The sequence below is a fragment of the Streptomyces sp. NBC_00224 genome (assembly GCF_041435195.1).
GTDB lineage: Bacteria > Actinomycetota > Actinomycetes > Streptomycetales > Streptomycetaceae > Streptomyces.
The window spans coordinates 8,190,395-8,214,353 of the sequence record NZ_CP108106.1 but is presented as its reverse complement, the minus strand read 5'-3'; the positions used below and the strand labels follow the sequence as shown (position 1 = coordinate 8,214,353).

The following is a 23,959-nucleotide window of genomic DNA, read 5'->3' as shown; positions in this document are numbered from 1 at the left end:
TCGCATCGATTCCGTTCGTGCTCCGGTTGCCGTACACCGCTGTACGGACGTTGGGGGGGGTGTGCCACCCGGGCGGGCGGGGCCGCGTCAGGCGGGGGTGTCGTCGGCCTGCTTGCCGAATTCCAGGTCGGCGGTCGGCGGTTTGAGTGACCCGCCCGGCACGGTGGCGGTGCCGCTGTTGTTGGTGGTGTCGGGGTCGGCCGTGTCGGCGCCGGCCGTCGCGGTGTTGTGCACGTCGGTGCCGTCGCCGCTGTAGGCGGCGTCCAGGCGGACCCTGAAGGTCCAGGACACCGAGGCACCGGGGGCGAGTGTGGCGACAGGCCCACAGGTGACCGTGCGGTCGGTCACCGCACAGGCGTCGGCGGAGGAGAGAAACGTCAAGGGGGTCGGCAGGGGGTCCTGGACGCGGACGGCACGGGCCACGGACGGGCCGCGGTTGGTGACCGTCACCGTGTACGCGTAGGTCTCCCCCGGCGCGACCCGGGCGGTGGTCGTTGTCTTCTTCACCGTCACGAGGTCGGCCGCCGGAGGGGTGACCCCGCCCGGCGGAAACGCGGCGCCGCTCGTGTTGTTGGCGGTGTCCGGGTCCGTGACATCGTGGGTGATCCTCGCGACGTTGCCCAGGTCGCTACCGTCGCCTTGGTAGGTGGCCCTGAGCTTGACCCGGACGGTCCACGACACGGCGGAGCCCGCCTCCAGCGCGGCGACAGTGGGACAGGTCACGAAGAAGCCCGCGGCGGTGCAGCCGTCGGCGGACGAGACGAAGGTCAGCCCGGCGGGCAGGGTGTCGGTGGCCTTCACATTGCGTGTGTCGGACGGCCCGTTGTCGCGCGCGGTGATCCGGTAGTCGAACTCCTCACCGGGACGTACCGGCCCCGCCCCCACACCTTCCTTGGTGACCGCCACGTCGGCGAGTGCGGTCACGGTGGTCTCGGCCGTGGCGGAGTTGTCACTGGGGTCGGTGTCGGTGCGGTTGCCCGGCGCGGTCACCACCGCCGTGTTGCGCAGCGTGGTCGGCTGGGCGGGCGCGGTACCGGTGATGGTGTACGTGACGGTGCCGTTGCGCAGGAGGTCCGCCGTGGTGTCGAGGTCGCCCGCGCCGGAGGCTTTGCCGCAGGTGCTGCCGGTGCTGGCCGTGCACCTCCAGGTCACCTGGGTGAGTCCGGGCACCGGGTCCTTGACGGTCGCTCCCGTCACGTCGTTGGCATCGCTGTTGGTGACCTTGACGGTGTACGTGACCGGGCCCGCCCCCGCCGCGACCGTGGCGGGCCTGCCCGACTTGGCGACGGTGAGGTTGGCCGGCACGTTGATGGTCAGGTCGCCGACCTCGTGGTTGTTGGTCGCGCCGCCCGTACCGCCCGAGAAACCCACCCTCAGGGTGGACGGCAGTGACGGCTGGTTGGTGATGGTGGAGACGTCGAAGTCGGTGATGAGCTTGGTCGACGCGGTGCCCGGGCCGGAGTCCGACCAGACCGAGACCAGCAGCTTGCCGTTGGTGGGCTGCACGGCGATCCGCACGGTGCGGTACGAGGTCCGGCTGCCCGTCTCCACGGTGGATCCGGGACCGTCGGCGGACGTGCCGAAGCGGTAACCGGTGGTCCCGCTGCCCCCACCGCGCAGCACGATCTTGTTGGCCTGGGTGCCCGGGCCGCTGGCTCCGGTGGAGTTGGCCGAGAAGTTGCCGAACTCGTCCAGGCCGATCCCCAGGAAGCCGCCGGGCACACCGCTGGACGTACAGCGCAGGACCGAGCCGGCACAGGCGTAGCCCAGTGCCCCGCCGGCGGCGCCCGTCCCGGCGGCGGCGCTGCCGTCGGCGAGGAAGAACGCCATCCCGTCACCGCGTTTGCCGTCGAAGCCCTTGCCGCCGTAGGTGGCATAGGTGAATTCCGCGACGATCCCGAGACTGGTGGGGAACGAGTCCTTCATCTGCCAGGATCCGGCCTGGTTGTTGGATGCGGACGTCAGCCGCAGCCAGCCGCTCTCGTAGGCGGTGCTTCCCGTGGCGGTGCCCAGGTCGTTGCCGTTGTCGAAGCTCTCGTGGACGGGGAAGCTCAGGGCCCTGGGCGCCCGGGCGTGGTTGACGGCCGAAGCGGGCTGGAGCAGGGCCCCAAGGCCCAGGACGACCGCCAGGGCCAGCAGGACGGCACCCGTGCGCCGGGCGCGGCGGGGTGCGAAGGCGCACCGCCGGGCCGTCACCGCTTCCGCCCCCGGCACGTCACGCGGCGGCGTGCCGCTGCCACCAGGACGGCTCCGGCGGCGACCGCCGAACCGGCCAGCCAGCCCAGCCGGTCCGGCACGTCGCTGCCGGTGTCGGGCAGCTCACCGTCCGAGTGATCGGGATCCGGCCACGGCTTGATGTGGAGCGGGCCGCCGTCGGGGCCGGTGGTGTTCTCGGCGTTCTGGTTGTTGCTCTCGTCGGGGTCCCTGGTCGCGGAGGTGACGGACGCGATGTTGTCGATCTGCCGCAGGTGCCGGGGCAGCGACTTGGCGACCTTCACCGTGATCTCGTACGAGACCGACGCGCCCGGCTCCAGCCGGTCCAGGACGGGGCAGACGACCGTCCGTGCGCCGTCCCCGTCCGGGGCGCATCCGTCCGCCGACTCGACGAAGCTCAGCTCGCCCGGAAGCGGATCGCTCACCCGCACCTGGCGGGCGGCACCGGGACCCCGGTTGTCCACCGTGATCCGGTAGGCGAACGTCTCGCCGGGCCTGACCCAGCGCTGACCCTTGGCCAGTACCGCCGTCTTGTCCAGGGACAGGTCCGCCCGCCCCCGGTCCGGGGGCACGGGCAGGCCCGTCACCGAGGTCGTGTTGTTCTCCGGGTGCGGGTCGGAGGTCGGGGAAGAGACGGACGCGGAGTTCACGATGTCCTGGCCGTCGCCGTCGTAGTCGTCGGCCAGCCGCACGGTCACCGCCCAGGAGTGGGACTCGCCGACGGCGAGCCGGGGGAGCGGACCGCAGCGGACGGTGCGGCCGCTCGCCGTGCAGCCGTCGCGCGACGAGACGTAGACGAGCGAGGCGGGCAGCTCGTCCGTGACGGTTACGGAGACGGCCTGTGAGGGGCCGTGGTTGACGGCGGTGATGACGTAGTCGAACACGCCGTCCGCCCCGCGCTCGGATCCGGCCGCGGCCCGAGCCTCCGGCTCGTCCTGGTCCTGGTCCTGGCCCTCGGCGGAGGACCGGACCTCCAGATCGGCCTGGGCGCCGGCGCCGTGTACGCCCGTGGGCGAAGGCGGCGCGGGCACGGGTGGCGAGGCGGATGCGGATGCCGAAGCTGTTGGTGTGGGTGTTGGTGCTGACGCCGAGGCCGTCGTCGAGGGCGAGGTGGTGGTCGCCGGTGGGGCCGCCGACGAAGCCGGAGCGGAAGGTGACGGGGTGGCAGAAGGTGACGGGATGCCAGGGGATGACGGGGTGGCAGAAGGTGACGGGCGCTCCGACGCGGTCGCGGACGGCTGCCCGAGCAGGGCCGCGCTGACGGCGACGGCGCAGCCCAGCGGGAAGGTCACCACCCGGCACGGCCGACGCTGAGCTCCTGCACGACGTCCGGGGAAGCGTCTCATTCGGGGAACTGCCCTTCGCCTCGCGCGCTGCGAACCAGCACCGTCCCCCGCATGGGAACAAGATCTTTTTATCTTGTTTGTCCAGCTATGCATGGATCAAGGCATACGAATGAGTGAGAGCCCGCACGATCCGCCCGGCCGCGAGCCCCCTGCGGCCCGCACGGCGCGACGCCACGTCCAGGACGACCTCCCGGATCCGACGCCCCCTCAGCGGCAGAAGCCGACGGGCAGACAGCGGCGAAGTTTCTCGGATGTGGTCGCAACCTCCGGCGAAGTCGCACGTCTGGTGGGGTGAAGGCGCCCTTCAGCTGATGTACCAGACCACGTTTCTCACTTCCTCGGGAGAATGCCATGTCATCGCACGCCAAGCGGAACTACCGTCCCCGCCCCCGGGTCCTGGGCGCCGTCACCGGAGTAGCGCTGCTGCTGGGCGGCGGCTTCGCCGCGCAGGCCGTCGCCGACTCGGGCGCCACGCCGGCCCCCGCCGCGCCGAAGGTCGCCACGACCGGGGACACCGCCCCGCAGGCGGCGTCGCAGCCCGGCGTCTCGAAGGCCGCCGGTACGCCGAAGGTCACTGAGACGGGCAAGTCGGCCGCCGCGGCCAAGCCCGCCGCCAAGCCCGGCGCCGGGTCCGCCCCGGCCGAGAACGCTCCCCGGGTGATCCAGCCGGGCAGCGGAGTCCGGAAGTAGCAGCAGCGCACCATGAAGCGGGCCGGCCTCTTCGCAGGCCGGCCCGCTCCTCCGTAACGGATCGAGGCCCATGCAGTACGCCATACCCGCAGCGCTGCCCTGGTGGCCCCGGCTGCTCGCCCGTATGTCCCGGACCGAGGACGTGCCCGTACGCCGGCACGGTCTGCGGGCAGTCGGCACACGGTACGACTACGATCCGCCGCCCACGCTCACCGAGCTGTACCGGGCACGGCGGCTCGACATGGTGCGGCTGGCGCTCTTCCTGGTGGACGATCTGCACACCGCCGAGGACGTCGTCCAGGACGCCTTCGCCGCCCTCTGCCGCAGATACGGCACCTCGCTGGACGGGCTCGACGACCCCGCGTCCTATCTGCACACCGCCGTGGTCAACGCGGCCCGCTCCGTGCTGCGCAGACGTCGTACCGCCCGCGCGTACACCCCGCCCCACCAGGGGTACGGGCCGCCCGTCGACGAGGGGTTGCTGCTCGCCGAGGAACACCGCCAAGTTCTCGACGCGATGGCACAGTTGACACAGCGTCAGCGGGAGGTGCTGGTACTGCGCTACTGGTCGGAGCTGACCGAGGCGCAGATCGCCCACACGCTCGGCCTGGCGCGGGGCACGGTGAAGTCCACCGCCAGCCGTGCGCTGGACGTCCTGGAGAAGAAGCTGGAGGCGGACCGATGAAGCCGCTTGCCGAAGACCCCCGGTCCGCGGCCGAGGACCGGGTGCGCGCCGCACTTGCCGCCCGCGCGTCGCTCGTCACCCACCACGACCTGAAGCACGAGGCACCCCCGCAGGGGCGCAGTTGGGGAGTGCGCCGGGTGCGCAGGGTCGCTTTCACTGCGCTTGGTGCGGCTGCCGCCGTGGTGGCTGTGTGCCTGCTGGTGCTGCCCGGCGGCCCGCTGGCCCCGGCTCCCGCGCCGCCCGCCCGCGCCCCGGGCATCAGCGAACGACCGTCCACACCGACGGACCCGGTGGACCCGTCCGACGCGGACCCCCGGGTGATCACTCAGCCGTAAAGCACGTCCGTATCGCCCCGACGCATACGTCCGTACCGCCCCGACTCACATGTCGTCAGCTGCCGCGCCCACCGCGGACGACGAAGCTGCCCGGCCCGGACCCGCACCCCCGTGGCGCGTCCGGGCCGGGCGGTATCGAGGAATTCCCGTAGCCGCCGCGCCACGACTTGCCCCGGTGTCACGGGGTGTGTCGGCTCAGTCGGTCGGTCAGGAATGCGAGGATCTCGTCCCTGGCCTTGAGGGTGGGGTGTCCGTCCTCGTCCACGAGGTGGGCGGTGACCACGCTGTGGGGGGACCCGACCACGTCGGCGAAGAACGGCGGTGGGTCGGTGTTGGCGGAACTGCCCGTGAGGACGCGGCCGTCGAAGGCGTCGCCCAGAAGCTTGCGGTAGGCGGCGAAGCGCTGGCCGGTGCACCAGCGGTCGTCGTCGAAGCGGTAGGCGAGAACCTTCAGTCCGTCGCACTCGATGCGGTCGCGGACCGCACGCGCGTCCTCGTCGCTGATCTCAAGTCCGGCGGGATCGTCCAGCGGCAGGGACGGGTGGTTGACCACGGGCGCGATGACGGCCGGCTCAAGTGCCATGGTGAGGGCGAAGTTGCCGGTGAAGCACAGTCCGATCGCTCCGACTCCCGGGCCGCCGCATTCGGCGTGTGCCTGGCGCGCGAGCCCGCGCAGCCACGCGGTGACGGGGCTGGTGCCGCCCCCGGCGAACGCACGGAACTCGGCACTGACGCACGCGCGGCGGACGACCTCACTCCCGCCCTCGGCCGTGGGGTAGGCGCCGTCGGTCCCGAAGAGCGAGGGGACGTAGACGGTGAAGCCCGCCTCCCGCACCCACCGCGCCAGCCGAAGGACGTCGGGGCTGATGCCGGGCATCTCCGGCATCAGCACGACCGCCGGCCCGGTACCGGCGACGTACACCGTCTTGACCGTCCCGTCCACGTCCACGAGTCGGCGGGAGAAATCCGTGATGGCGTCGTCAGGACGGCCGTTGGCAGCGCTCATGGGGACAGCGTGCCCTCATGCCACCGCACACCATGAGGGGCCAGATCGCCATGTGTGAGGGTAATCTCGCCATGGGCCGACAGTGGGAGGCGAGCGTGAGCGCATTGCGTGTGGGTGTCCTGGCCTATCCGGGCTGTTTCGCGTCCGAGGTGTTCGGCGTGCCCGATCTCCTGACCATGGCCACACACGTCGCCGGTCCGGACCACGCGGGGTACGAGGTGTCGATCATTTCGCCCCGCCGTCGCGTCACTGCCTCGGGCGGCGCGGCCTTGGCCGTCTCTCCCCTGCGCGAGGTCGACGTCCTTGTCGTACCCGGATTCGAGCTAGTGCCGGGCCTGGACATGGACGCCAGGCTCGCCCTCCTCGCCCCCGAGATCGCGGCGATCCGGTCACACACCGCCGCGGGCAACGCCGTGGTGTCGATCTGTGTCGGTGCGTTCCTGCTCGCCGAGGCGGGACTCCTCGACCGGCGCCGGGCCACCACGTCATGGCTCTTCGCGGACGAATTGGCCCGCCGCTGTCCGGACGCCGATGTCCGGCCCGACCATCTGGTCGTCACCGACGAGGGGGTGACGACGACGGCGGCCTTCAGCGCGATGTACGACTTCGCGCTGGAACTGATCCGTCGGCACAGCGGCGCCGACGTGGCACGGACGACCGCGCGGGTCGCGCTCGTCGACGACGCACGATCGTCCCAGACCCCCTACGTCGACGCACGGCTGCTTCCGCGGCCCGGCAACGAGTTCTCCCACCGCGTGATGCGACGCCTCGACCAGACCCTTGCCGCCCGATACGACCTCACCGCGCTGTCGGACACCTTCAACGTCAGCACCCGTACGCTGCTGCGGCGCTTCGCCGACGAGACCGGCCAGAGTCCGCTCGAATATCTGCAGTCGTCACGCGTCCGCCGTGCCCGTCATCTGCTGGAGACCACGGACCGAACCGTCGCCGGTATCTCCACCGCGGTCGGCTACCAGGACTCCGCGACCTTCGCCGCCCTCTTCGCCAAACACACCGGACGACGCCCGAGGGACTACCGCGCGACCTTCCGGCGCACCGCCACCTGAACGCCTACGTGGTCAAACCTGCCCGCTGACGCGGCAGTTCGGCGCGCCGTACCGCGTCGGAGGCCAGGGCGATGACCGCGCCCAGACTGGCGAAGGCGCCGCAGCCGACGAACACCGGGGCCGCGCCCCAGGCTCCGACGGCGGCGCCGACCAGCGGGTAGCTGAGGGGCGCCAGCCCGACCATGGTGACCATGACGACGGACGTGACCCGGCCGAGATAGGCGGGGTCCGCCGCTGTCTGTATCAGCGCGTTGTCCAGGCTGCCGAAGACGCCCGCGCTCAGCCCGATGACCCCGGCCAGTACCACCGCCATCCACAGGGTCGGCACCAGCGCGATGGCGGCCGCTCCCGCGCAGCCCACGAGCAGGGTTCCGGCCAGCATCAGACCCGCGCGGGGCAGCCAGCCGGCGACGGCGAGCAGCGCGGCGCTGGCCGCCGCTCCCGCGCCGAAGCTGCTGACGATCCAGCCGTAGCCGGAAGGCCCCCAGCCGCGCTCGGCGTTGAGGAGCACCATGCCGACGTTGAGGGTGCCGGTGAGGCCCAGCTCGCACAGGGCGCCGGCGGCGACGAGTGGCCCGATGAGGCGGTGGCGGCGGATGTAGCGCAGTCCGTCGAGCAAGTCCTCGCGTGCGGTGCCGAGTTCGGGCCGCTCCTCGTGACGCGCCCCGAGGGGCCGCATCCGGACCGTCAGCAGGAGCGGCAGGGACAGCGCGAAGAGCAGGCCCGCGACGGTGAAGGCGGCCGCGACGCCTCCGAGCCCCATGGCCAGCCCGGCGATCGGCGGGCCCGTGATCTGGCTGAGCCGCATCGACAGCGAGCGCATACCGGTGACCCGGGCCAGTTGCTCGGGGCTGGTGGTCCGTGGCGGGAGGGCCCCGATCGCGGGTACGAACAGTGCGTCTATGGCACCGAAGACGAGCGCCACCGCGACCAGGATCCACAGGGCCGGCGCGGACAGTGCGATGCAGCCGGCCACCGCCAGGATGAGGAGACAGCGCAGCGCGTCGCTGCCGAGAATGACCCGGCGGGGGTCGAAGCGGTCGGCCACCACGCCTCCGCCGAGCATGAGTACCGCTCGCGGCAGCGCCCCGGCGGCCATGACGAGGCCGACTTCGGTGGGGCCTGCGGCTTTCTGGGCGGACCAGCCCAGGGCGATGAAGTACACGCTGTCGCCGATGAGGGAGGCGGTGTACGCGGCGAGCCAGCGCAGCACGTTGCCGTCGCGGTGGGCCGGCGCGGTGGCGCTTTCGGGCAGGGCTGTGTCTGCGGTGGCCATGGCGGGCTCCAGTGAGTGAAGGTGCGGCTGGGTCAGGGCCGGAACGGGAAGCCGTAGAGGTGCACGGACACGTGTTCGCGGCCTTCGATGTCGTCGGCCGCCTTGGCGGCTCTGCCCCGGTCCCGCCAGCGCCGGGTCACCGCTTCGAGCTCGTCGTTCATCTCGGCGAGTTCGGCCGGAGTCAGATCGACCAGCCACTCGGAGCTGAAGGCCGCGTCGGTCCACGTCTTGCCCCAGGCGGCCGTCCGGTCGAGATACGCGCGGTACTGGGCGACGCGAGTGTCGAAGATGCCTCGGGTCACCGCGCCCACGGCGGCTGCCCCTTCGGGTGTGTCCGCGAAGTCCGAGTCGCGAAAGCCCCAGCCCTCCTCGGAGGCCACCTGCCACCACCGCTCCCGTCCGTCGGCGCTGCGGCCGCTCGCCTCGGTCACGAAGCCGTGCTCGGCCAGCTTGCGCAGGTGGTAACTGACCAGCGAAGGCGCCTGGTCGACCTGGTCGGCGAGCTGGGAGGCGGTCGCGGTGCCCGCGGCGTACAGCAGCCGGTAGAGCTGCATGCGCAGCGGGTTGGTGAACGCCTTCAACCGGGACAGGTCGGTGATCTGCTCGGGCTCGCGCTTCGGTCGCATGTACCGAACCTAGATGTGAAAGATAAATTGCGCAATAGAACTTTCAGATCTTGTTCCGAGCTCTCCCTGGCGGACATACCGAACCCCTCCGCCGCGTTGCGCGGGCGTACGCGACCTGACCACGCAACAGCGCGAATGCGCGCGACCTCGCCACGCGATGGCGCCCGTGCCGCATCGTGAAACACACGGGCCCCATCTCGCACTTTTGTGCGACACTCCCCCGCATGCTGGGTGTAACCGATCTTCCGACATACCTCGTGGGCCTGGTGCTGATCATTTTGGCGCCGGGGCCCAACTCCCTGTACGTACTCTCCGTCGCCGCCCGGCGCGGTGTGCGGACGGGATACGTCGCCGCGGCAGGGGTGTGGACCGGGGACACGGTGCTGATGACGCTCTCCGCGCTCGGCGCGGCGTCTCTGCTCCAGACGACGCCGCTGCTGTTCGATGTCGTCAAATACGCCGGCGCCGGGTATCTCTGCTGGATGGCGATCGGCATGCTGCGCCAGGCCCTCGGCATGTGGCGCAACCGCCACACCGCGGCCGGCCCCGCTGCGGCCGACGCCCCCGAGCAGGAGGCCACCGTCGAGCGGCCCTACCGGCGCGCGCTGATGCTCAGCCTCTTCAACCCGAAGGCGATCTTGTTCCTGATCTCCTTCTTCGTGCAGTTCGTGGACCCGGGGTACGCCTATCCGGCGCTGTCGTTCCTGGTGCTCGGCACGCTGCTCCAGCTGACGAGCTTCCTCTATCTGTCCACGCTGATATTCAGCGGCACCCGGCTGGCCGCCGCCTTCCGCCGCCGCAAGCGGCTGTCGGCGGGCGCGACCTCGGCGGCAGGCGTCCTCTTCCTCGGCTTCGCCGCGAAGCTGTCGCTCAGCGGGGTGTGATCACTCTTGCACCGCCTCGCGGTAAAGAATTGATCAAACACCCTGGCGGGACGGCATGTGATGCGCGTAGATCTTGCCCATGCGCACTGTCACCAAAACCGCAGCAACCGTCGCCGCCCTGGCCGTCACCGGCGCCGCCTTCTACGGCGCCGGCGCGGCCACCGCAGGGAACAGCACGCCGAAGAGCGACAAGGAGATCCCCAACATCACCAAGGTCGAGGACAAGATCAACGCCTATTACGGCGGGGCTCCCGACTCCACCGGGGCCTACCAGGCCTCCCCGACCAGCAACTACGCCAAGCAGGTCGCCGCGATCGAGGCACGCGCCAAGCGCCAGATATCGCATGCCGCCGAGCACCCGGGGCGGGACGGCCGTAAGCCCGCCATCGTCCTCGACGTCGACGACACGACACTGCTGACCTACGACTACGAGAAGAAGAACGGCTTCGCGTACAACGCCACCGCCTTCAACACGTACGTCCAGAGCGCGCGGTCCATTGCCGTGTTCGGCATGCCCGACCTGGTCAACTACGCGGCCAAGAAGGGTGTCACGGTCTTCTTCCTCACCGGCCGCGACACCTCGCAGCGCGACGCGAGCGCCACCAACCTCACCAAGGCGGGCTACGCCGTCCCGGTCGACAGCGCGCACTTCTTCCTCAAGGACAAGGCCAACCCGCCGGCCTACCTGAGCTGCGGCAAGCCCACCTGGACGTGCTCCACGGTCGACTACAAGGCAGGCACCCGCAAGCACATCGAGAGCCTCGGCTACCGCATCGTCGCCAACCTCGGCGACCAGTACACCGACCTCGCGGGCGGCCACGCCGACAGGACGTACAAGGTCCCCAACCCGATGTACTTCCTGCCGTAACCGGACCGGCCGGGGCGCGCGGAGCCAACACCGCGCACCCCGGCCGGCCGACGCCGCGCAAAACGGCGTCCCGGTCACCGGGCAGGGTCTGCTCAGCCGACGGCGGCGCCGAACCACTTGCCCAACTGGCCGAGCAGATCCTGCTGGTCGTCACCGACCCACACCACATGGCCGTCCGGCCGCAGCAGCACGGCGGGCACGTCCAGTTCCTCGCTGACGTCGACGACGTGGTCGACCCGGTCCGCCCAGCCCGCCGCCGAGAGCCTGCCGGTCTGGTCGAGCAGCAGTCCGCGACCGCCGTGCATCAGCTCGTACAGGCGCCCCTGCTTCAGCTTCACGTCCCGCAGCCGTCGGCCGAGCAGTTCGTGGCCCTCGCCAAGGTCGTAGCGGATCTCTACCGCGGTGATCATCCCGGTCACGTACCGGTTCACCTCCTCGAAGTCCATCAGCTTCGAGAACAGCTCGCGCAGCGCGGACGGGCCCGGGTCGGTTCCCATCAGCGTGATCTGCGCACGGGTGTTGTCCAGCACGGCGGCGCCCACCGGGTGCCGTTCGGCGTGGTAGCTGTCGAGGAGCCCCTCCGGCGCCCACCCGTTGACCGCGGCGGCCAGCTTCCAGCCGAGGTTGAAGGCGTCCTGCAGGCCGAGGTTCATCCCCTGCCCGCCGGTCGGCGGGTGGATGTGCGCCGCGTCGCCGGCCAGGAACGCCCGGCCGACCCGGTAGCGCTCGGCCTGCCTGGTGGCGTCGCCGAACCGGGACAGCCAGCGCGGCGAGTGCACACCGAAGTCGGTGCCCGCGTAGGCGCGCAGCTGCTGCTTGAACTCGTCGAGAGTCGGCTCGGTCGTACGGTCCTCGGCCACCCCGTCGGCGGGCAGGACAACGCGGCACACCCCGTGCTCGTCGGGGGCGGTGACGCCGAATCGCAGTTGGGTCTTGTTGACTTCCTTGACGACGGCGGCGATCGTCGCCTGATCCTCGGTCACCTCCATCTGGCCCAACAGCGTCTCGACCCTGGCGGGCTCGCCGGGGAAATCGACGCCGAGCAGCTTGCGCACCGTACTGCGGCCGCCGTCGCATCCGACGAGGTAGCGCGAGCGCAGGTGCGTGCCGTCCGCCAGCTCGACGGTCACTCCCTCTTCGTCCTGGCTCAGCCCGACCACTTCGCAGCCGCGCCGGATCTCGGTACCGAGTTCGAGGGCGCGCTCGTTGAGCAGCCGCTCGGTGACGGGCTGCGGGTGGGCGAGGCCGTACGCGTGAGCCGTGTCCAACCGGTCCGGCCACGGCTTCACGATGCCGCCGAAGAGACCGCCGACCTGGAACTTCTCACTGACCGCCGAGAACCGGTCCAACAGGCCGCGCTGGTCCATCAGCTCGACGCTGCGCGCGTGCAGGCCCTGCCCGCGGGACTGCTTGGTCGGCTCGGCCAACCTCTCCAGCACGACCACCTGCACGCCGTGCAGTCGCAGTTCACCGGCGAGCATCAGGCCAGTCGGTCCACCGCCGACAATGACCACGTCGATCATCAAAGTTTTCCCATTTCCGCAGGTCCTGGCTTCGTCCAGTGATTCTGCGGCATGACGGGGGCCTTGCCGCAAGCCCCCTGGTGCGCTATACATTGAGAGTGGCAAGGAGGCGGTGACCTCCTTGCCTTTGCTATTGCCCCCCGCTACGGACGAGCGGCTTCGGGCAAGCGAGTGAACCTGCGATCCCACGGCGCGCGAGATTTGACTCCACCGGTTTTCATGTCCATATGACCAACACCAAGAGGTACCTGCTCGCCGCGGTTGTCGGCACTTCTCTCGCCCTCGGCTCCGCCGCGCCCGCCATGGCAGACCACGGGCCGGGCCACGGTTACGGCGACCGCCACCACTTCGACGACGACGACGGCGGGGCGGGGTGCACCCACGACGACCCCGGCGCCCACGCCGAGGGATCCGTTTCCGACTCCCCCGGCTTCCTCTCCGGAAACCTGATCCAGATTCCCATCCACATCCCCATCAACATCTGCGGCAACAACATCGGCTGAGCCGTCGCACCGCTGTCGAACCCCTTCAGTCCAGCAGGAGGGGATTCGGCAGGGTGGCCTCGGGGTGCATACGCAGAAGGGTGTGCAGGACTCCCGCGAGGCCGGACATGAGGCTCGGGGAGAACGCTTCGCGGGCCAAACCCCCCACCGGACCGCGCTGTTCGAGGCCGGTGAGGATCTCGCCGTCGAGGTCGTCGGCGTTGCCGAAGCCCAGGGACGTGAGGAACTCCCAGAGGCCGAGGTCGCCGTGGCACAGGGTGTGGCTCCAGCCGAAGCCCTCGGCGGCGCACGCGCGCGCGGCGCGCTGGGCCATATCGAGGTGGGCCGGATCGCCCGTACGCCGGTGGAGATCGAGCATGCCCATGCCGATCCCCGCGCTGCCGTGGCACCAACTGGTGAAGAAGTCCTCCTCGGCGCCGATGCGTACGTCCAGCCAGTTGCCTTGTTCGGGCTGGTAGAGGGACTCCTGGTAGGCGAAGGCCCGCTCGGCGAGGTGGGTCCAGTCGCGGCGTTCGGCCGCGGAGCCCGCGTCGCTCAGGGCGAGCCGGGTCAGCGCCCAGCCGATGCCGGTGGCGCCGTGGGCGAAGCCGCCGATGCCCTCGGGGTTGAGCCGGGTCGTCCAGCGTGCGCCGCTCGCGTCGACGATCGCCAGCCCGGACAGCCGGCGGCCGATGTGCGCGGCGGCGGCGAGCCAGCGGTCCTGTCCGGTCGCCTCGGCCAGATCGAGCAGCGGAACCACTCCCCCGGCCGCGCCGTTGAGGAGGTCCACCTCCACGTCGTCCTCGACCAGACGCCCCTGCGCGAGCAGCAGGGCTCGTTGGGCCGCCCGCTCCACCAGCCAGTCCTCACCGAGCACCCGGTGCAGCGCCAACCACGTCCATACCTGCGACGCCGCACCGCTGAACGCCCCGGCCGACGGCGTCGGCGTCTTGTCCTCGGTGCCGATGAGTACCCGCAGCGCGCCCTCGAACGCCTCGGTGACACCGGGGACTTCGTCCACCCGCCCAGCCCGCGCCTCGGTCACGTACTCCGCGAGTGTCAGCGCCACACCGCCCTGCCCGGTGTAGAGGTCGGCGGGCAGCACCCTGATGGACCACCCGGCCGGGGTGAAGACCGGGCTGATCCAGGTGACCGTTCCGTCCTCGCCGCGCACCGCGCCGTCGCACAGGCGCCGTACCATCTGCACGGCCAGGTCGCGGCGCCGCCGCTCGCGGTCACGGGCATGCGGGTCGCGGGCGCCCGCCTGCACCCGCTGGGGCAGTGAACGCTCGTTGAGGTACGCGCCCACCAGCGCGTCCTGGATCACCGACTCCTCCAACGGCAGGTCGGTGGTGCGCCAGTCCTCGATGGTGGCCCGTACGGCGGCCGTGTCCACGGTGAAGGTGGACATCGGCACGTCTCCGGCCAGCAGGTCGGCTATCTCGCCGTCGATGGCCGCACGGTCGGTCGGGGCTCCGGGCAGCACCTCGGCGTTGCGCCGCAGGATGTCGCGGGCCCGCTCGACGGCCGCCGCCTCGTCGTGCAGCGACGCGGGATGCCACAGCATCCGGCCGATGTCCACGTACGCCTGCGTCGGCCGCAGGATCCGCCGCGCCTGGGCGCCCTCGAAGCGCCGCAGCAGCCGGTACGGATCGGTCCCCGGTCGGCGCAGCTGCGCGGTCATCTCACGGAACCCGGCCAGGATCCGGTCCCAGTACGCGCTCAGCACCGGGGTGGGGCTGGGGTGGTTGCCGGCGGTGGGCATGGCCACCAGGTCCACCTCGAAGCGGGCCGCGGCGGTGCCGCCGTCCGCGATCACGGGGTTGGGGATCAGCGGTTGCTGGCCGGGCAGTGCCCCGACCCCGGAGATGTCCACCCCGCCGAGCGCGAAGCCGGTGCCGCGCACGGGCAGCAGTCCGGTGCGCAGCACCGTCCGGCGGATGGCCGCCGCCGCCACGTCCACCGCGTCGCCCCGGCCGCTTGCCGGGAAGGGCGCGGGGGCGTCGAAGAGGGTCTCCGCGTCCACGATCACCGGTACCGGGCCCGCCGCGATCATGTTCTCGGCGTGCATGTCGGTGCCGCCGGTGAAGCGGAGGACGGCCAGCCAGTGTCCGACGTTGCGGTAGAACGCGGCGAGTTCGGCATCGCCCGCGCAGTAGCGGTGGTGGACGAACTCGGACCAGCCGTACCCCTCACGCACCAACGTCTGCGGCACACGGATGCGCTCGTCGGGCGCCGGGGCACCGGGGAAGTCCGCGAACAGTTCCTCCAGCAGCGCGCCCAGAGCCACGTCGGCCTGCGACGGCCTGGGCTTGTACATGACGCTGCCGCCGTCGAAGTCGACCCTGCTGACCGTCAGACCGCCGCGGTGGCTGTCGCCCGCCCCGAACGCGACGGCCCGTAGCTCCCCCGCGGGTGCTCCCAGCAGCGGCCGCAGCAGTTCGCGGTCCGAGGCGAGCCGTGCGGCGAAACCGGCCGTGGCCGCCACCGACAGCCGTGCCACCGACGCGATCCGCCGCCCGAGGGTCGGGTACCGGTCGGCCAGCCGGTCGAGATAGCCCTCGTCATCGGCCTGTTCGATGAACGCGGCCCACGTCGCGGTGTCGGGCCCGGCCCGCCCGGCCCCGGCAGCGGCGCCGGGCCGCCCAGCGCCTTCCGCCATGCGCAGTGCGTGCAGTTCGATCAAGAACAGACGGGACAGCTTCGCGTGCAAGGACCTGATCAGGGCGGTGTGCCCGGCGTCCAGCACCGCGTCCCGCTCCGCGCTCTCCAGCGCGTCCACGGCGCCCAGCCGCCGGGCCAGCTCCTCCCGCCATGGGCGGGCGATGTTACGTACCGGGCGGTCGAACCACTCCGCCTCGTCCCTGTTGTCCGGCGCCGATCCGTCCACGGTCCGCCCCTCCCCAATCCGTCGCACGTTGGCGCCATCGAGGCGCTCCACAGGGTGCTGGGTGCCTGCACAGGGCGTGGGGAACCGCGCGACCAGCCTCCGGACGCGGCACGCGCGCCGTGGCCTGGTGAGCGGTTCCCCACTCGTGTGTCCGTACTCTCCTGTCTGCGAACGTCACTCAGCGGCGGTGCCCCCGACAGGCGCACTCCGCAGGACGGTCAACAGCCGTCGGTGATCAGCAACACCAGCTGCCGCGCGACCCGCTGGGGCTGGAGCAGAAGCCGTAGAGGGCGTCGCTCGGGTCCGTGAGCGCGGCCTCGGCAGCGGCGCCGCCGACGTAGAGCGGCCCGGCGGGGTTGGACTGACCGTACGCACTCTCGGCGCCCGACAGCCAGGCGTTGAGCACGGCGGTTGCGGGAACACTGGTCTGGGGCATCTGCGGCCTCCGGACATAGGAATTGGGACGGATTGCCCAGTCCCGAGTATTGCCGGATCCGAACACCTGTCAGACGACTAATCCAGCCACAGTCCTGGGGTGTTCGTGCGCGGTATCGAGCTGCGTGGGGCGACGGTCTACGGCACCACGCCGAGCGAGGGGGCTGCCCCACGTGCCTCAAGAAGGGTTTATCGGCCGCAACTTGATCCAGTCGCGTGGCTGCATTGCGCCTTGACGTTCGGACCGGGCTCCGCGATGGCAGGCGACCCGGGATCGTGTACGTCAGTCACCTGTTGCCCCGTCGGTCCGCTCCCGCAGGAAGTCGGCGTGGCCGTTGTGCCGGGCGTACTCCTGGATCAGCAGCACATGGACCCACCGCAAACTGAGCGGCTTGCCCCCCGTGGACACGAACGTCTCGTCGAGACCGTGTCCCGCGACCGCCGCGTCGCACGCTCGTACCTCAGCCCGGAACAGGGCGAAGTCCCGCTCGGCGCCGGCCGGATCGACACCGACGAGTCCCTCGTCACCGTCCGCCGAACCGGTGAACACCCCGCCGATCTCCTCGCCCGCGAAGCTCCGCCGAAACCACCAGCGCTCCACCTCCGCCATGTGCCTCACCAGACCGAGAAGGGTGAGGTTCGACGGCTCGACGGTCGCCCGCGCCAACTCGCCCGGCTCCAGCCCGGCGCATTTGGCCAGCAGTGTTTCCCGGTGCCAGTTCAGCCAGCCCTCCAGCATCCGCCGCTCGGGCTCGACGCCCAGGCCACCCAACTGCGTCGTACGTTCCACCTGCGGTGCTCTCCACGTCATTCCCTCACCCTGCCCTCCGCAGTGGCCGAAGGCCAACCCGCGGGCCCCGCGCCGGCCGGCCGCCACCGACCCCCGCCCGGCAGTCAGGTCATGCTGGAACCACCACGCGGGCGTGAAGTGGATCACAGTGGCGAACTGTCACGGTTCACCTGTGCGGGTTGTCCCCATGGACGTCCCGGACAAGCCGCACAGCGCCGACGCGGCGCACCCGCTGACCAGAGGAGGTCACCAGCCGTGGAAACCATGACCGTTGAACGCGTCATCGACGCGCCGATCGACGAGGTGTTCGCCTGGCTCACCACGACCACCAACTACACCGCTTCCCCCCTCGTGCTGCGCTGCCGTCTGGCCGTCCACGGCAAGGGCGCGCCTTACGGCGTCGGCGCGGTGCGCAGTCACCTCTGGCTGATCGGCTGGTTCCGGGAGCGCATCACGCGCTACGACCCGCCGTACGCCACCGAGTACGTCGTCGAGCGCAGCCTGCCGCCGTCGCGGCACGAACTGGGCCGTGTGGAGCTCAGCGAGGTCGACGGCGGCACCCTGGTGCGCTGGACCACCCGCGCCGAGATCCCCGTCCCGCTCGTCGGTGCCTTCCTGACCCGACACCTCGCACGGCCGATCATCACTCGCACCTTCCGCAACATCCTCGACACCGCCGACGCGGCGTTGACCCAACTGCCCCGGCCAGAGCGGGCGTGAGCAGCGGCATCGCCTCGATACGCGCTACGCGGAGGGGGTGTCTGCCCGCCGCCCGATGGGCGGGCAGACACCCGCGGTGGACGCCGAGACGGGGGACCTCCGCGTTCACCGCACCGGCGACCGGGCCAGGAGAAAGCCGCTTCGCCGGAGCCACAAGGGCTGAAACGAGCGTGACAGCCGCTGCCCCCGGCTAAACAGCACCCCCTCAGCCAACAAATCCCCGACCGTGGCCGACGCGCGCCGGGTGCCGCCGCTCATCCGTGCCGACGCGGAGCCGGGGCTCACGCCCGCGTCGCGCTGCGCGTGGCGGACGTGGCACCGCAGGGGCAAATCCTGGCCGGGCGGGGTGCCGTGGGGCCGTGCGGGAGAGGATGAACGCATGACTTCTGCCTCCCGCGCCCTCTCCTTCAACGCGGCCGCCGCCCAGTACGCCGCGAATCGCCCCTCCTACCCGCCCAGCCTTTTCAGCACCATCGAGGAGATCACCGGGCGCCCGCTCGCGGGAGCCCGCGTCGCGGATGTCGGCGCGGGCACGGGCATCGCCACCACGCTGCTGCGGGAGCGGGGCGCCGATGTCATCGCCGTGGAGCCGGGCGACGGCATGGCCGCCGAGTTCCAACGCGCCCTGCCCGAAGTGCCGATCGTCCGGGGCGACGGCAACGCCCTGCCGCTCGCCGACCGCTCCTGCGATCTGATCGCGTACGCCCAGTCCTGGCACTGGACGGACACCAGCCGCTCCGTGCCGGAGGCACTCCGGGTGCTGCGGCCCGACGGCGCGCTCGCCCTGTGGTGGAACACCGGTGCCGCCGGTGTTCCCTGGGCCGAGGCCCAGGACGAGCGCGTCGCGCACTGGTGCGGCGTCGCCCCCGCGGACCGCCCTCGCCCCGACGACATCCGGGCCGGCCGCCTCGCGGGTCTGTCCGGCCTCCCCTACACCCGCCGCCTGCTGCGCTGGAGCCGGACCGTGCCACTCGACACGCACCTGGCGAACATCACCAGCCACTCGGCGTTTCTGGTTCTGGGCGAGGCCAGGACCCAGGACTTCCTGGCAGAGGAACGCGCGCTGCTCGGCGCGCTCTTCCCGGACGGCATGGTCGAAGAGACGTACGTCGTGGACTTGTTGGTCGTGCAGCGGTAACGGGCGCAGAGGCCATGGGCCGACGGGCTGAGACCGGCGGGCTTCAGCCGTAGAGGCTCGCCATGGACCGGATCGTCGCGGCGATCAGCTCACCGCCTGCTTCACGAGCGCGGCGATCCGTGCCTCCACCTCAGCCGTCACCTCGGTCAGGGCGAAGGCGGACGCCCACATCGGGCTCTCGTCGAGCTTGGCCTGGTCGCTGAAGCCGAGGGTGGCGTAGCGCGTCTTGAACTTCTCCGCGCTCTGGAAGAAGCAGACGACCTTTCCGTCCAGCGCGTACGAGGGCATCCCGTACCAGAGCTTCGGCGCGAGCGCCGGGGCGTTGGCGGTGATGACGGCGTGGACGCGCTCGGCCATGATCCGGTCCGGGTCCGGCATCTCGGCGATCTTCGCGAGCACGTCCTGCTCCGCCTCCGCCGCCTTGTCCGCGCGCGACTTGCGACGCCCCGCCGCCTTCAGCTCCTTGGCGTGATCCTTCATCGCGGCCCGCTCCTCGGCCGTGAACCCCTCGTACCCACTGCTGTCGGTGCTGCTCATGACGCATCTACCCCTTGAGGACCATGATGTGCGGCTCTTGAAGGGGACCTTAACCGGGGGCACTGACAACGGGGCTCAGCAACGACCCGGGTGGCGTGCCTGCCGGCTCACGACGACGCGGCGAGTGCGTCGTGCCGGGCGGGGCTGTCGACGTAGAGCTCCGTGGCTTTGGTGTGGAGGTGCGCGGGAGCACCGACGGCTGCCTTGGCGAAGGTGGAGCGGTAGGCGGTGAATCCGCCGCCCGGCGCGTCCGTGTCGGCCAACAGCGTCATCACGCTGCTCGGGTCGGCACAGGTCTCGGCCTCGGCGGCGCGGGTGAGGAGAGCGTCTAAGCCGGTGCAGGTCACTTTTTTGGCTGACTCGATGAGGCGACTGCGTACACGCGGGGTCCTAGAGTGCGATGTGCCAGTGGAGTCCACGAAAGGGACGCCCCGATGACCATCGTGGTCACTACACCGACCGGACACGTGGGATCGCGCGTGGTGCGGCTGCTGCTCCAGGCCGGCGTCCGTCCCCGCGTTCTGGTTCGTGACCCTGCCCGCCTGGACGACGCGACCCGGGCGCGGGTCGATGTGCGCCGGGGTGACCTGACGGACGCCGAGTTCGTACGCGACTCGGTGGCGGGGACAGGGACTGTCCTATGGGTGGATCCCACGCCCCACACGACGGCAGATCCGATCGAGACCTCGCTGCGGACTGCGGCGCCGTTGACAGAGGCCGCCCGGGCCGGTGATGTGGGGCGGGTGGTGCTGTTGAGCAGTATCGGGGCGGAGAAGCGGCACGGGGTCGGGCACATCGACGCCCTGGCCGGGATCGAGGAACAACTCGACGTCACCGGAGCGGACGTACTGCATCTGCGGTGCGCGTACTTCTTCACCAACCTGCTGTTCGACCTCGAAGGACTCGCCCAAGGCGTCCTGACCACAGCGTTCGACCCCGACCACCCGATGCCCTGGGCAGATCCGCGCGACATCGGAGACGTGGTCGCGGCCCGGCTGCTGAGCGACGCCTGGCAGGGCCGGGTGGTGCAGGCCGTACACGGGCCGGAGGACCTCACCTTCCGTCAGGTCGCACAAATCCTCACCGAGGCGCTCGGGCGCCCGGTTCGGCTCAACCACGTCAGCGACGACGCGACGCGGGACGCGCTGCGCGCGGCCGGGCTGCCGCCATCGGCGGTGGAGGGCATGGTCGGAATGACCGCCGGATCGCGCGACTTGGTGCCCGAACAGCCCCGCGACCTGCTCACCACCACGCCCACGCCGCTCAGTGGCTGGGCGCATGCCCATCTGCGCCCGCTGCTGGAGGGGTGACAAGGGCCGGCAAGGTCGCTGGTCATTCAAGACCCTGGAGCCCCTGGAGCCCCTGGAGCCCCTGGAGCCCCTGGAGGATCTTGCGTTGGCGTCAGCCGTCGGCGTCTTTGCGGGCGCGGAAGGCCGCGGCTTTGGTGCGGTTCTGGCAGGCGGTGGAGCAGAACTGGCGGGCGGCGTTACGGGACGTGTCGACGTACACGCGGTCGCAGCGCTCGGCCCGGCACACGCCCAGCCGGCCCGCGAGACCGCCGCCCACCGCCAGGGCGAGTGCGGTGGCGCAGCTGGCGCTACAGCCTGCCGCGAACGAGTCGTTGGCGCCGTGGAAGTGCATCTGCCAGGGATCGGCCCCGCTCCGGTCCAGCCGAGGCCGGGCGCCGGTGTCGCGCAGTAGGGCATTGACGACTTCGGCGGCGGCATCCGTCCTGCCGTCCTGCATGGCCTGGAAGACCTCGCGCATACGCCGTGCCATCCTGGCCAGGTATGCGGCCTGTTCGGCGTCGATGGCGCGCGGAAGCGAGGACGCGGTGCGCGGTATCGCGGCGTCGATGGCGTCCGCCAGCTCCGCGCCGCGTGGCGCGGCGTAGGGGCGACCGCGCGCCTGTCCGTCGGTCAACGTGTTCACGAGCGATACGGCTTGGTCCAGCAGCACCGCGACGTGACTGTCGAACATCACTTGACCAGTCACTCCTTCGATGGTTAGCGTGCGTGACTGACATTACTCGATTCGACAGTTACACGAGGGGTGGCGGCCATGCCGCGGACCGTATGGCTGCTGGTGGCGGCACGGGCGATCAACCGGCTGGGTGCCTTCTCCCTGCCCTTCCTGACGGTCCTGATCAGCGCCGACTTCGGTGCGAGCACCACGACGGCGGGCCTGCTCTCGGCAGCCTTCGGCCTCGCGACGATCCCCTCCCGGCTCGCGGGCGGCCACCTGGCGGCCCGCCTCGGACGCCGCCGTACGATCGTCGTCGGCCTCACCGGCTGCGCCCTCGCACAACTGGGCATCGCCGCCGCCGGTTCCCTGGTCGCGGTGGCCTGCTTCGCGATCCTGCTCGGCCTTGCCTTCGAGCTCTACGAGCCGCCGAGCCAGGCGATCATCGCCGACACCGTTCCTCCCGCCGAGCGAGTACGCGCGTACGGCCTGCTCAATGCCGCGCTCGCCGCCGGCGGCACGGGCGCCGGCCTCATCGCGGCCGCTCTGGGCCGCTACGACCTGCGCTGGCTCTTCGTCGTCGACGCACTCACCTGCCTGGCCTGCGCGCTGGCGCTGCGCATCGCGCTGCCCGCGGACCACCCCCACCCACCGGCGGCGGACCAGCTACCTCCTCCGGCCACGGACCATCCTCACCCTCCCGCCGCCCACGACCGCGAACTCGGCGCACCGGTCCGCCCCTGGCGCGACCGCGCGCTGTGGGCGATGTTCACGTCCGGCACCGCGTTCGCGCTCATCTCCATGCAGATCGTCATGGCGCTGCCACTCACCCTGGACCGGCGCGGCCACGAGGCCGCCGACGCCGGGCTGCTGTTCACCGCCTCGGCCGTGACCGTCATAGCGGCCCAGCCCGCACTGCGCCTGCGCCGCCTCACAGTGCTTGCCGCCCCAGTTGCCCTCGCCCTCGGCTACACCCTGCTGGCCATCGGGCTGGCCGGTTACGCGATCGCGCACACCCTGCCCGCGTTCCTGATCGCGACCGCCGTCTGGAGCCTGGGGGACGTCATCATCCTGGGCCGGGCCATCAGCGTCGTGGCCGACCTGGCCCCGGCCGGCGCCACCGACCGCTACCTCGCCGCGTACGGCATCAGCTGGGGCATCGCCACCACCGCCGCCCCCGTCACCGCCACGCAGATACTCGAACACACCGGCGTCACGACCCTATGGGCGGCCACCGCATGCCTCGCCCTGGCCCTCGCCGCCGCACAACTCCTCATCGTCAAACCACTCATCATCGGCAAACCGCTCATCAGCCAGACGGGACCGCCCCGGCCGACCGGTGACACCACCACACCTGTAACCCAGGCCCGGCGTCACCCCTCGCGCCGGCGCTGACGTCGACGCTCGGCAAGGTCCCGGGCGGCATCCGGCCACTCACCGTGGTCGAAGGTGAAGCCCGTATCGAGGAGGCGGCCGGGGACGACGCGGCGGCTCTTCAGCAGGAGTTCGGTGTCCGAGCGCAGTACGAACGCGCCGAGTTCGGCCATGCCCTTCGTGGCGGGCAGGCCCACCGGGACCCGCCAGGCGGCGCGCAGGGCGCGCATGAAGGCGCGGTGGGGAAGCGGGGCGGGGGCGGCGAGGTTGACCGGGCCTGAGATGTCGTCCCGGTCAACCAGGAACTGGACCGCGCGGACGAAGTCGTACTCGTGGATCCACGACACGTACTGCGCGCCGCCCGCGACGGGCCCGCCGAGGCCGAGCCGTACCATCCACGACATCACGTCGAAGACCCCGCCTCGGTCGGGGCTCATCACCATGGCGGAACGCAGCGCGACCTTGCGCGTGTGCGGGGTGTCGGCCTGTTGCTGCGCCTGCTCCCAGGCCTTGGCGATCTCGACGCTGTAGCCCCAGTAGGCCGGAGCGCCCGCTTCGGCGCCGCCGATCACACCGGTGGCCTCGTCGTGGGCCGCGTCGTAGCGGTGGGCGTAGATGGTGGCGGTACTCATCTGCAGCCAGAGGCGGGGCGGCCGGGCGGCGTCCGCGATCGCGCGGCCCACGACCTCCGTCGAGCGCACGCGCGAGTCCATCATGGCCTGCAGGTTGGCCGGGGTGTACCGGCAGCTGACACTTCGGCCGGCCAGGTTGATCACCACGTCACTGCCGTCGATCTCCTCGATCCACGGCCCCGCGCTCTCCCCGTCCCAATAGACCTCGCGCTCGCGCACGGGCCGCCGGGTGAGGATCACGACCTCATGGCCCGCGGCGGTCAGAGCACGGTCCAGCACAGCGCCGACCTGCCCGGTTCCGCCGGGAATGACTACCTTCATCGACTTCCCCTCCCTCTGTTGCCTTGAGTCTGAGCCTAGAGCAGGACTTGAACGCGTTCAAATGCGAGGTCGGGCAAATGCGGGATCGGATGGGAAGCCCGGTGGGCGGGCGAACGCCGCCTGAGCCCGTGGGCGCGGCACGCACCCCGACGCCCCCA

The 23,959-nt window shown here is 71.1% G+C and carries 24 protein-coding genes and 1 pseudogene; 12 read left to right on the top strand and 13 right to left on the bottom strand.

Annotated features, from left to right (window positions below; all coding sequences use genetic code 11):
• Positions 1 to 87: 87 nt before the first annotated feature.
• Both OG965_RS36720 and OG965_RS36715 read right to left on the bottom strand, forming a co-directional pair.
• Complete coding sequence (locus OG965_RS36720) at positions 88 to 2,196, bottom strand: hypothetical protein (protein ID WP_371656400.1); 2,109 nt, start codon at positions 2,194 to 2,196, stop codon at positions 88 to 90.
• On the bottom strand, positions 2,193 to 3,245 hold the full coding sequence (locus tag OG965_RS36715) for a DUF11 domain-containing protein (protein ID WP_371656399.1): 1,053 nt from the start codon (positions 3,243 to 3,245) through the stop codon (positions 2,193 to 2,195). Before OG965_RS36715 ends, OG965_RS36720 begins: the two co-directional genes overlap by 4 nt.
• Positions 3,246 to 3,282: 37 nt before the next feature.
• Between OG965_RS36715 and OG965_RS36710 the strand changes: the two genes are divergently transcribed.
• From OG965_RS36710 to OG965_RS36695, 4 genes are all read left to right on the top strand, one after another.
• Complete coding sequence (locus tag OG965_RS36710) at positions 3,283 to 3,528, top strand: hypothetical protein (RefSeq protein ID WP_371656398.1); 246 nt, start codon at positions 3,283 to 3,285, stop codon at positions 3,526 to 3,528.
• 383 nt (positions 3,529 to 3,911) lie between these two features.
• Positions 3,912 to 4,250: a hypothetical protein gene (locus OG965_RS36705; RefSeq protein WP_371656397.1), complete on the top strand. Its 339-nt coding sequence runs from the start codon at positions 3,912 to 3,914 to the stop codon at positions 4,248 to 4,250.
• A 70-nt stretch (positions 4,251 to 4,320) separates the two neighbouring features.
• Positions 4,321 to 4,935, top strand: a complete 615-nt coding sequence (locus OG965_RS36700; protein WP_371656396.1) for a sigma-70 family RNA polymerase sigma factor — start codon at positions 4,321 to 4,323, stop codon at positions 4,933 to 4,935.
• Complete coding sequence (locus tag OG965_RS36695) at positions 4,932 to 5,270, top strand: hypothetical protein (protein ID WP_371656395.1); 339 nt, start codon at positions 4,932 to 4,934, stop codon at positions 5,268 to 5,270. The genes OG965_RS36700 and OG965_RS36695 overlap by 4 nt, the downstream gene beginning before the upstream one ends.
• A gap of 178 nt (positions 5,271 to 5,448) precedes the next feature.
• Here the strand turns inward: OG965_RS36695 and OG965_RS36690 are convergent, their stop codons facing one another.
• Complete coding sequence (locus tag OG965_RS36690) at positions 5,449 to 6,276, bottom strand: dienelactone hydrolase family protein (protein ID WP_371656394.1); 828 nt, start codon at positions 6,274 to 6,276, stop codon at positions 5,449 to 5,451.
• Between the two features lie 95 nt (positions 6,277 to 6,371).
• On the opposite strand from OG965_RS36690, the gene OG965_RS36685 reads away from it, so the two are divergent.
• Positions 6,372 to 7,343 carry a GlxA family transcriptional regulator gene (locus OG965_RS36685; protein ID WP_371656393.1) on the top strand — a complete coding sequence of 324 codons (972 nt, stop codon included), beginning with the start codon at positions 6,372 to 6,374 and terminating at the stop codon, positions 7,341 to 7,343.
• 4 nt (positions 7,344 to 7,347) lie between these two features.
• Here the strand turns inward: OG965_RS36685 and OG965_RS36680 are convergent, their stop codons facing one another.
• Positions 7,348 to 8,619 carry an MFS transporter gene (locus tag OG965_RS36680; RefSeq protein WP_371656392.1) on the bottom strand — a complete coding sequence of 424 codons (1,272 nt, stop codon included), beginning with the start codon at positions 8,617 to 8,619 and terminating at the stop codon, positions 7,348 to 7,350.
• A gap of 32 nt (positions 8,620 to 8,651) precedes the next feature.
• On the bottom strand, positions 8,652 to 9,245 hold the full coding sequence (locus OG965_RS36675) for an ArsR/SmtB family transcription factor (RefSeq protein ID WP_371656391.1): 594 nt from the start codon (positions 9,243 to 9,245) through the stop codon (positions 8,652 to 8,654).
• Positions 9,246 to 9,469: 224 nt separating this feature from the next.
• On the opposite strand from OG965_RS36675, the gene leuE reads away from it, so the two are divergent.
• The gene (gene leuE / locus OG965_RS36670) at positions 9,470 to 10,129 is read left to right on the top strand and encodes a leucine efflux protein LeuE (RefSeq protein WP_371656390.1); all 660 of its coding nucleotides are present in this window, start codon (positions 9,470 to 9,472) and stop codon (positions 10,127 to 10,129) included.
• 79 nt (positions 10,130 to 10,208) lie between these two features.
• A complete protein-coding gene (locus OG965_RS36665; protein WP_371656389.1) occupies positions 10,209 to 10,997 on the top strand; it encodes an HAD family acid phosphatase in 789 nt (262 codons plus the stop codon).
• Between the two features lie 92 nt (positions 10,998 to 11,089).
• Here the strand turns inward: OG965_RS36665 and rox are convergent, their stop codons facing one another.
• The gene (gene rox, locus OG965_RS36660; RefSeq protein ID WP_371656388.1) at positions 11,090 to 12,520 is read right to left on the bottom strand and encodes a rifampin monooxygenase; all 1,431 of its coding nucleotides are present in this window, start codon (positions 12,518 to 12,520) and stop codon (positions 11,090 to 11,092) included.
• 227 nt (positions 12,521 to 12,747) lie between these two features.
• Between rox and OG965_RS36655 the strand changes: the two genes are divergently transcribed.
• Entirely contained in the window at positions 12,748 to 13,023 is a 276-nt protein-coding gene (locus tag OG965_RS36655) for a chaplin (protein WP_371656387.1), read from the top strand.
• Between the two features lie 25 nt (positions 13,024 to 13,048).
• Here OG965_RS36655 and OG965_RS36650 read toward each other — a convergent pair whose 3' ends face one another.
• The 3 genes from OG965_RS36650 to OG965_RS36640 form a co-directional block, all read right to left on the bottom strand.
• Positions 13,049 to 15,892, bottom strand: coding sequence for a type 2 lanthipeptide synthetase LanM family protein (locus OG965_RS36650; RefSeq protein WP_371656386.1), 2,844 nt, complete (start codon positions 15,890 to 15,892; stop codon positions 13,049 to 13,051).
• 235 nt (positions 15,893 to 16,127) lie between these two features.
• Positions 16,128 to 16,328, bottom strand: a complete 201-nt coding sequence (locus tag OG965_RS36645; RefSeq protein WP_361373810.1) for a DUF6229 family protein — start codon at positions 16,326 to 16,328, stop codon at positions 16,128 to 16,130.
• A 282-nt stretch (positions 16,329 to 16,610) separates the two neighbouring features.
• Positions 16,611 to 17,138 (bottom strand): DinB family protein, encoded by a 528-nt coding sequence (locus tag OG965_RS36640; protein WP_371656385.1) that lies wholly within the window; start codon positions 17,136 to 17,138, stop codon positions 16,611 to 16,613.
• A gap of 234 nt (positions 17,139 to 17,372) precedes the next feature.
• Between OG965_RS36640 and OG965_RS36635 the strand changes: the two genes are divergently transcribed.
• Together OG965_RS36635 and OG965_RS36630 are read left to right on the top strand one after the other, a co-directional pair.
• Positions 17,373 to 17,837 carry an SRPBCC family protein gene (locus OG965_RS36635; protein WP_371656384.1) on the top strand — a complete coding sequence of 155 codons (465 nt, stop codon included), beginning with the start codon at positions 17,373 to 17,375 and terminating at the stop codon, positions 17,835 to 17,837.
• 379 nt (positions 17,838 to 18,216) lie between these two features.
• On the top strand, positions 18,217 to 18,975 hold the full coding sequence (locus OG965_RS36630) for a class I SAM-dependent methyltransferase (protein ID WP_371656383.1): 759 nt from the start codon (positions 18,217 to 18,219) through the stop codon (positions 18,973 to 18,975).
• A gap of 84 nt (positions 18,976 to 19,059) precedes the next feature.
• Here OG965_RS36630 and OG965_RS36625 read toward each other — a convergent pair whose 3' ends face one another.
• Together OG965_RS36625 and OG965_RS36620 are read right to left on the bottom strand one after the other, a co-directional pair.
• Positions 19,060 to 19,512, bottom strand: coding sequence for an iron chaperone (locus tag OG965_RS36625; protein ID WP_371656382.1), 453 nt, complete (start codon positions 19,510 to 19,512; stop codon positions 19,060 to 19,062).
• A gap of 152 nt (positions 19,513 to 19,664) precedes the next feature.
• Positions 19,665 to 19,859: pseudogene (locus OG965_RS36620) on the bottom strand (cupin domain-containing protein); the annotation flags it as partial.
• A gap of 87 nt (positions 19,860 to 19,946) precedes the next feature.
• Between OG965_RS36620 and OG965_RS36615 the strand changes: the two are divergent.
• Positions 19,947 to 20,822, top strand: coding sequence for an NAD(P)H-binding protein (locus OG965_RS36615; protein ID WP_371656381.1), 876 nt, complete (start codon positions 19,947 to 19,949; stop codon positions 20,820 to 20,822).
• Positions 20,823 to 20,913: 91 nt separating this feature from the next.
• On the opposite strand, the gene OG965_RS36610 is transcribed toward OG965_RS36615, so the two are convergent.
• Positions 20,914 to 21,492, bottom strand: coding sequence for a CGNR zinc finger domain-containing protein (locus OG965_RS36610; RefSeq protein ID WP_371656380.1), 579 nt, complete (start codon positions 21,490 to 21,492; stop codon positions 20,914 to 20,916).
• 81 nt (positions 21,493 to 21,573) lie between these two features.
• Between OG965_RS36610 and OG965_RS36605 the strand changes: the two genes are divergently transcribed.
• Entirely contained in the window at positions 21,574 to 22,869 is a 1,296-nt protein-coding gene (locus OG965_RS36605; RefSeq protein ID WP_371656379.1) for an MFS transporter, read from the top strand.
• Here OG965_RS36605 and OG965_RS36600 read toward each other — a convergent pair.
• The gene (locus OG965_RS36600) at positions 22,848 to 23,801 is read right to left on the bottom strand and encodes a TIGR01777 family oxidoreductase (protein ID WP_371656378.1); all 954 of its coding nucleotides are present in this window, start codon (positions 23,799 to 23,801) and stop codon (positions 22,848 to 22,850) included. The genes OG965_RS36605 and OG965_RS36600 overlap by 22 nt on opposite strands.
• Positions 23,802 to 23,959 lie beyond the last annotated feature (158 nt).

Excerpts from the sequence above, each read along its gene's own strand:
- OG965_RS36675 (WP_371656391.1), bottom strand. The coding sequence starts at position 9,245 with ATGCGACCGAAGCGCGAGCCCGAGCAGATCACCGACCTGTCCCGGTTG.
- OG965_RS36645 (WP_361373810.1), bottom strand. The coding sequence starts at position 16,328 with ATGCCCCAGACCAGTGTTCCCGCAACCGCCGTGCTCAACGCCTGGCTG.
- OG965_RS36640 (WP_371656385.1), bottom strand. The coding sequence starts at position 17,138 with ATGACGTGGAGAGCACCGCAGGTGGAACGTACGACGCAGTTGGGTGGC.
- OG965_RS36630 (WP_371656383.1), top strand. The coding sequence starts at position 18,217 with ATGACTTCTGCCTCCCGCGCCCTCTCCTTCAACGCGGCCGCCGCCCAG.
- OG965_RS36680 (WP_371656392.1), bottom strand. The coding sequence starts at position 8,619 with ATGGCCACCGCAGACACAGCCCTGCCCGAAAGCGCCACCGCGCCGGCC.
- OG965_RS36610 (WP_371656380.1), bottom strand. The coding sequence starts at position 21,492 with ATGTTCGACAGTCACGTCGCGGTGCTGCTGGACCAAGCCGTATCGCTC.
- OG965_RS36665 (WP_371656389.1), top strand. The coding sequence starts at position 10,209 with ATGCGCACTGTCACCAAAACCGCAGCAACCGTCGCCGCCCTGGCCGTC.
- OG965_RS36690 (WP_371656394.1), bottom strand. The coding sequence starts at position 6,276 with ATGAGCGCTGCCAACGGCCGTCCTGACGACGCCATCACGGATTTCTCC.
- OG965_RS36695 (WP_371656395.1), top strand. The coding sequence starts at position 4,932 with ATGAAGCCGCTTGCCGAAGACCCCCGGTCCGCGGCCGAGGACCGGGTG.
- OG965_RS36615 (WP_371656381.1), top strand. The coding sequence starts at position 19,947 with ATGACCATCGTGGTCACTACACCGACCGGACACGTGGGATCGCGCGTG.
- OG965_RS36625 (WP_371656382.1), bottom strand. The coding sequence starts at position 19,512 with ATGAGCAGCACCGACAGCAGTGGGTACGAGGGGTTCACGGCCGAGGAG.
- OG965_RS36655 (WP_371656387.1), top strand. The coding sequence starts at position 12,748 with ATGACCAACACCAAGAGGTACCTGCTCGCCGCGGTTGTCGGCACTTCT.
- OG965_RS36705 (WP_371656397.1), top strand. The coding sequence starts at position 3,912 with ATGTCATCGCACGCCAAGCGGAACTACCGTCCCCGCCCCCGGGTCCTG.
- OG965_RS36600 (WP_371656378.1), bottom strand. The coding sequence starts at position 23,801 with ATGAAGGTAGTCATTCCCGGCGGAACCGGGCAGGTCGGCGCTGTGCTG.
- rox (WP_371656388.1), bottom strand. The coding sequence starts at position 12,520 with ATGATCGACGTGGTCATTGTCGGCGGTGGACCGACTGGCCTGATGCTC.
- OG965_RS36605 (WP_371656379.1), top strand. The coding sequence starts at position 21,574 with ATGCCGCGGACCGTATGGCTGCTGGTGGCGGCACGGGCGATCAACCGG.
- leuE (WP_371656390.1), top strand. The coding sequence starts at position 9,470 with ATGCTGGGTGTAACCGATCTTCCGACATACCTCGTGGGCCTGGTGCTG.
- OG965_RS36700 (WP_371656396.1), top strand. The coding sequence starts at position 4,321 with ATGCAGTACGCCATACCCGCAGCGCTGCCCTGGTGGCCCCGGCTGCTC.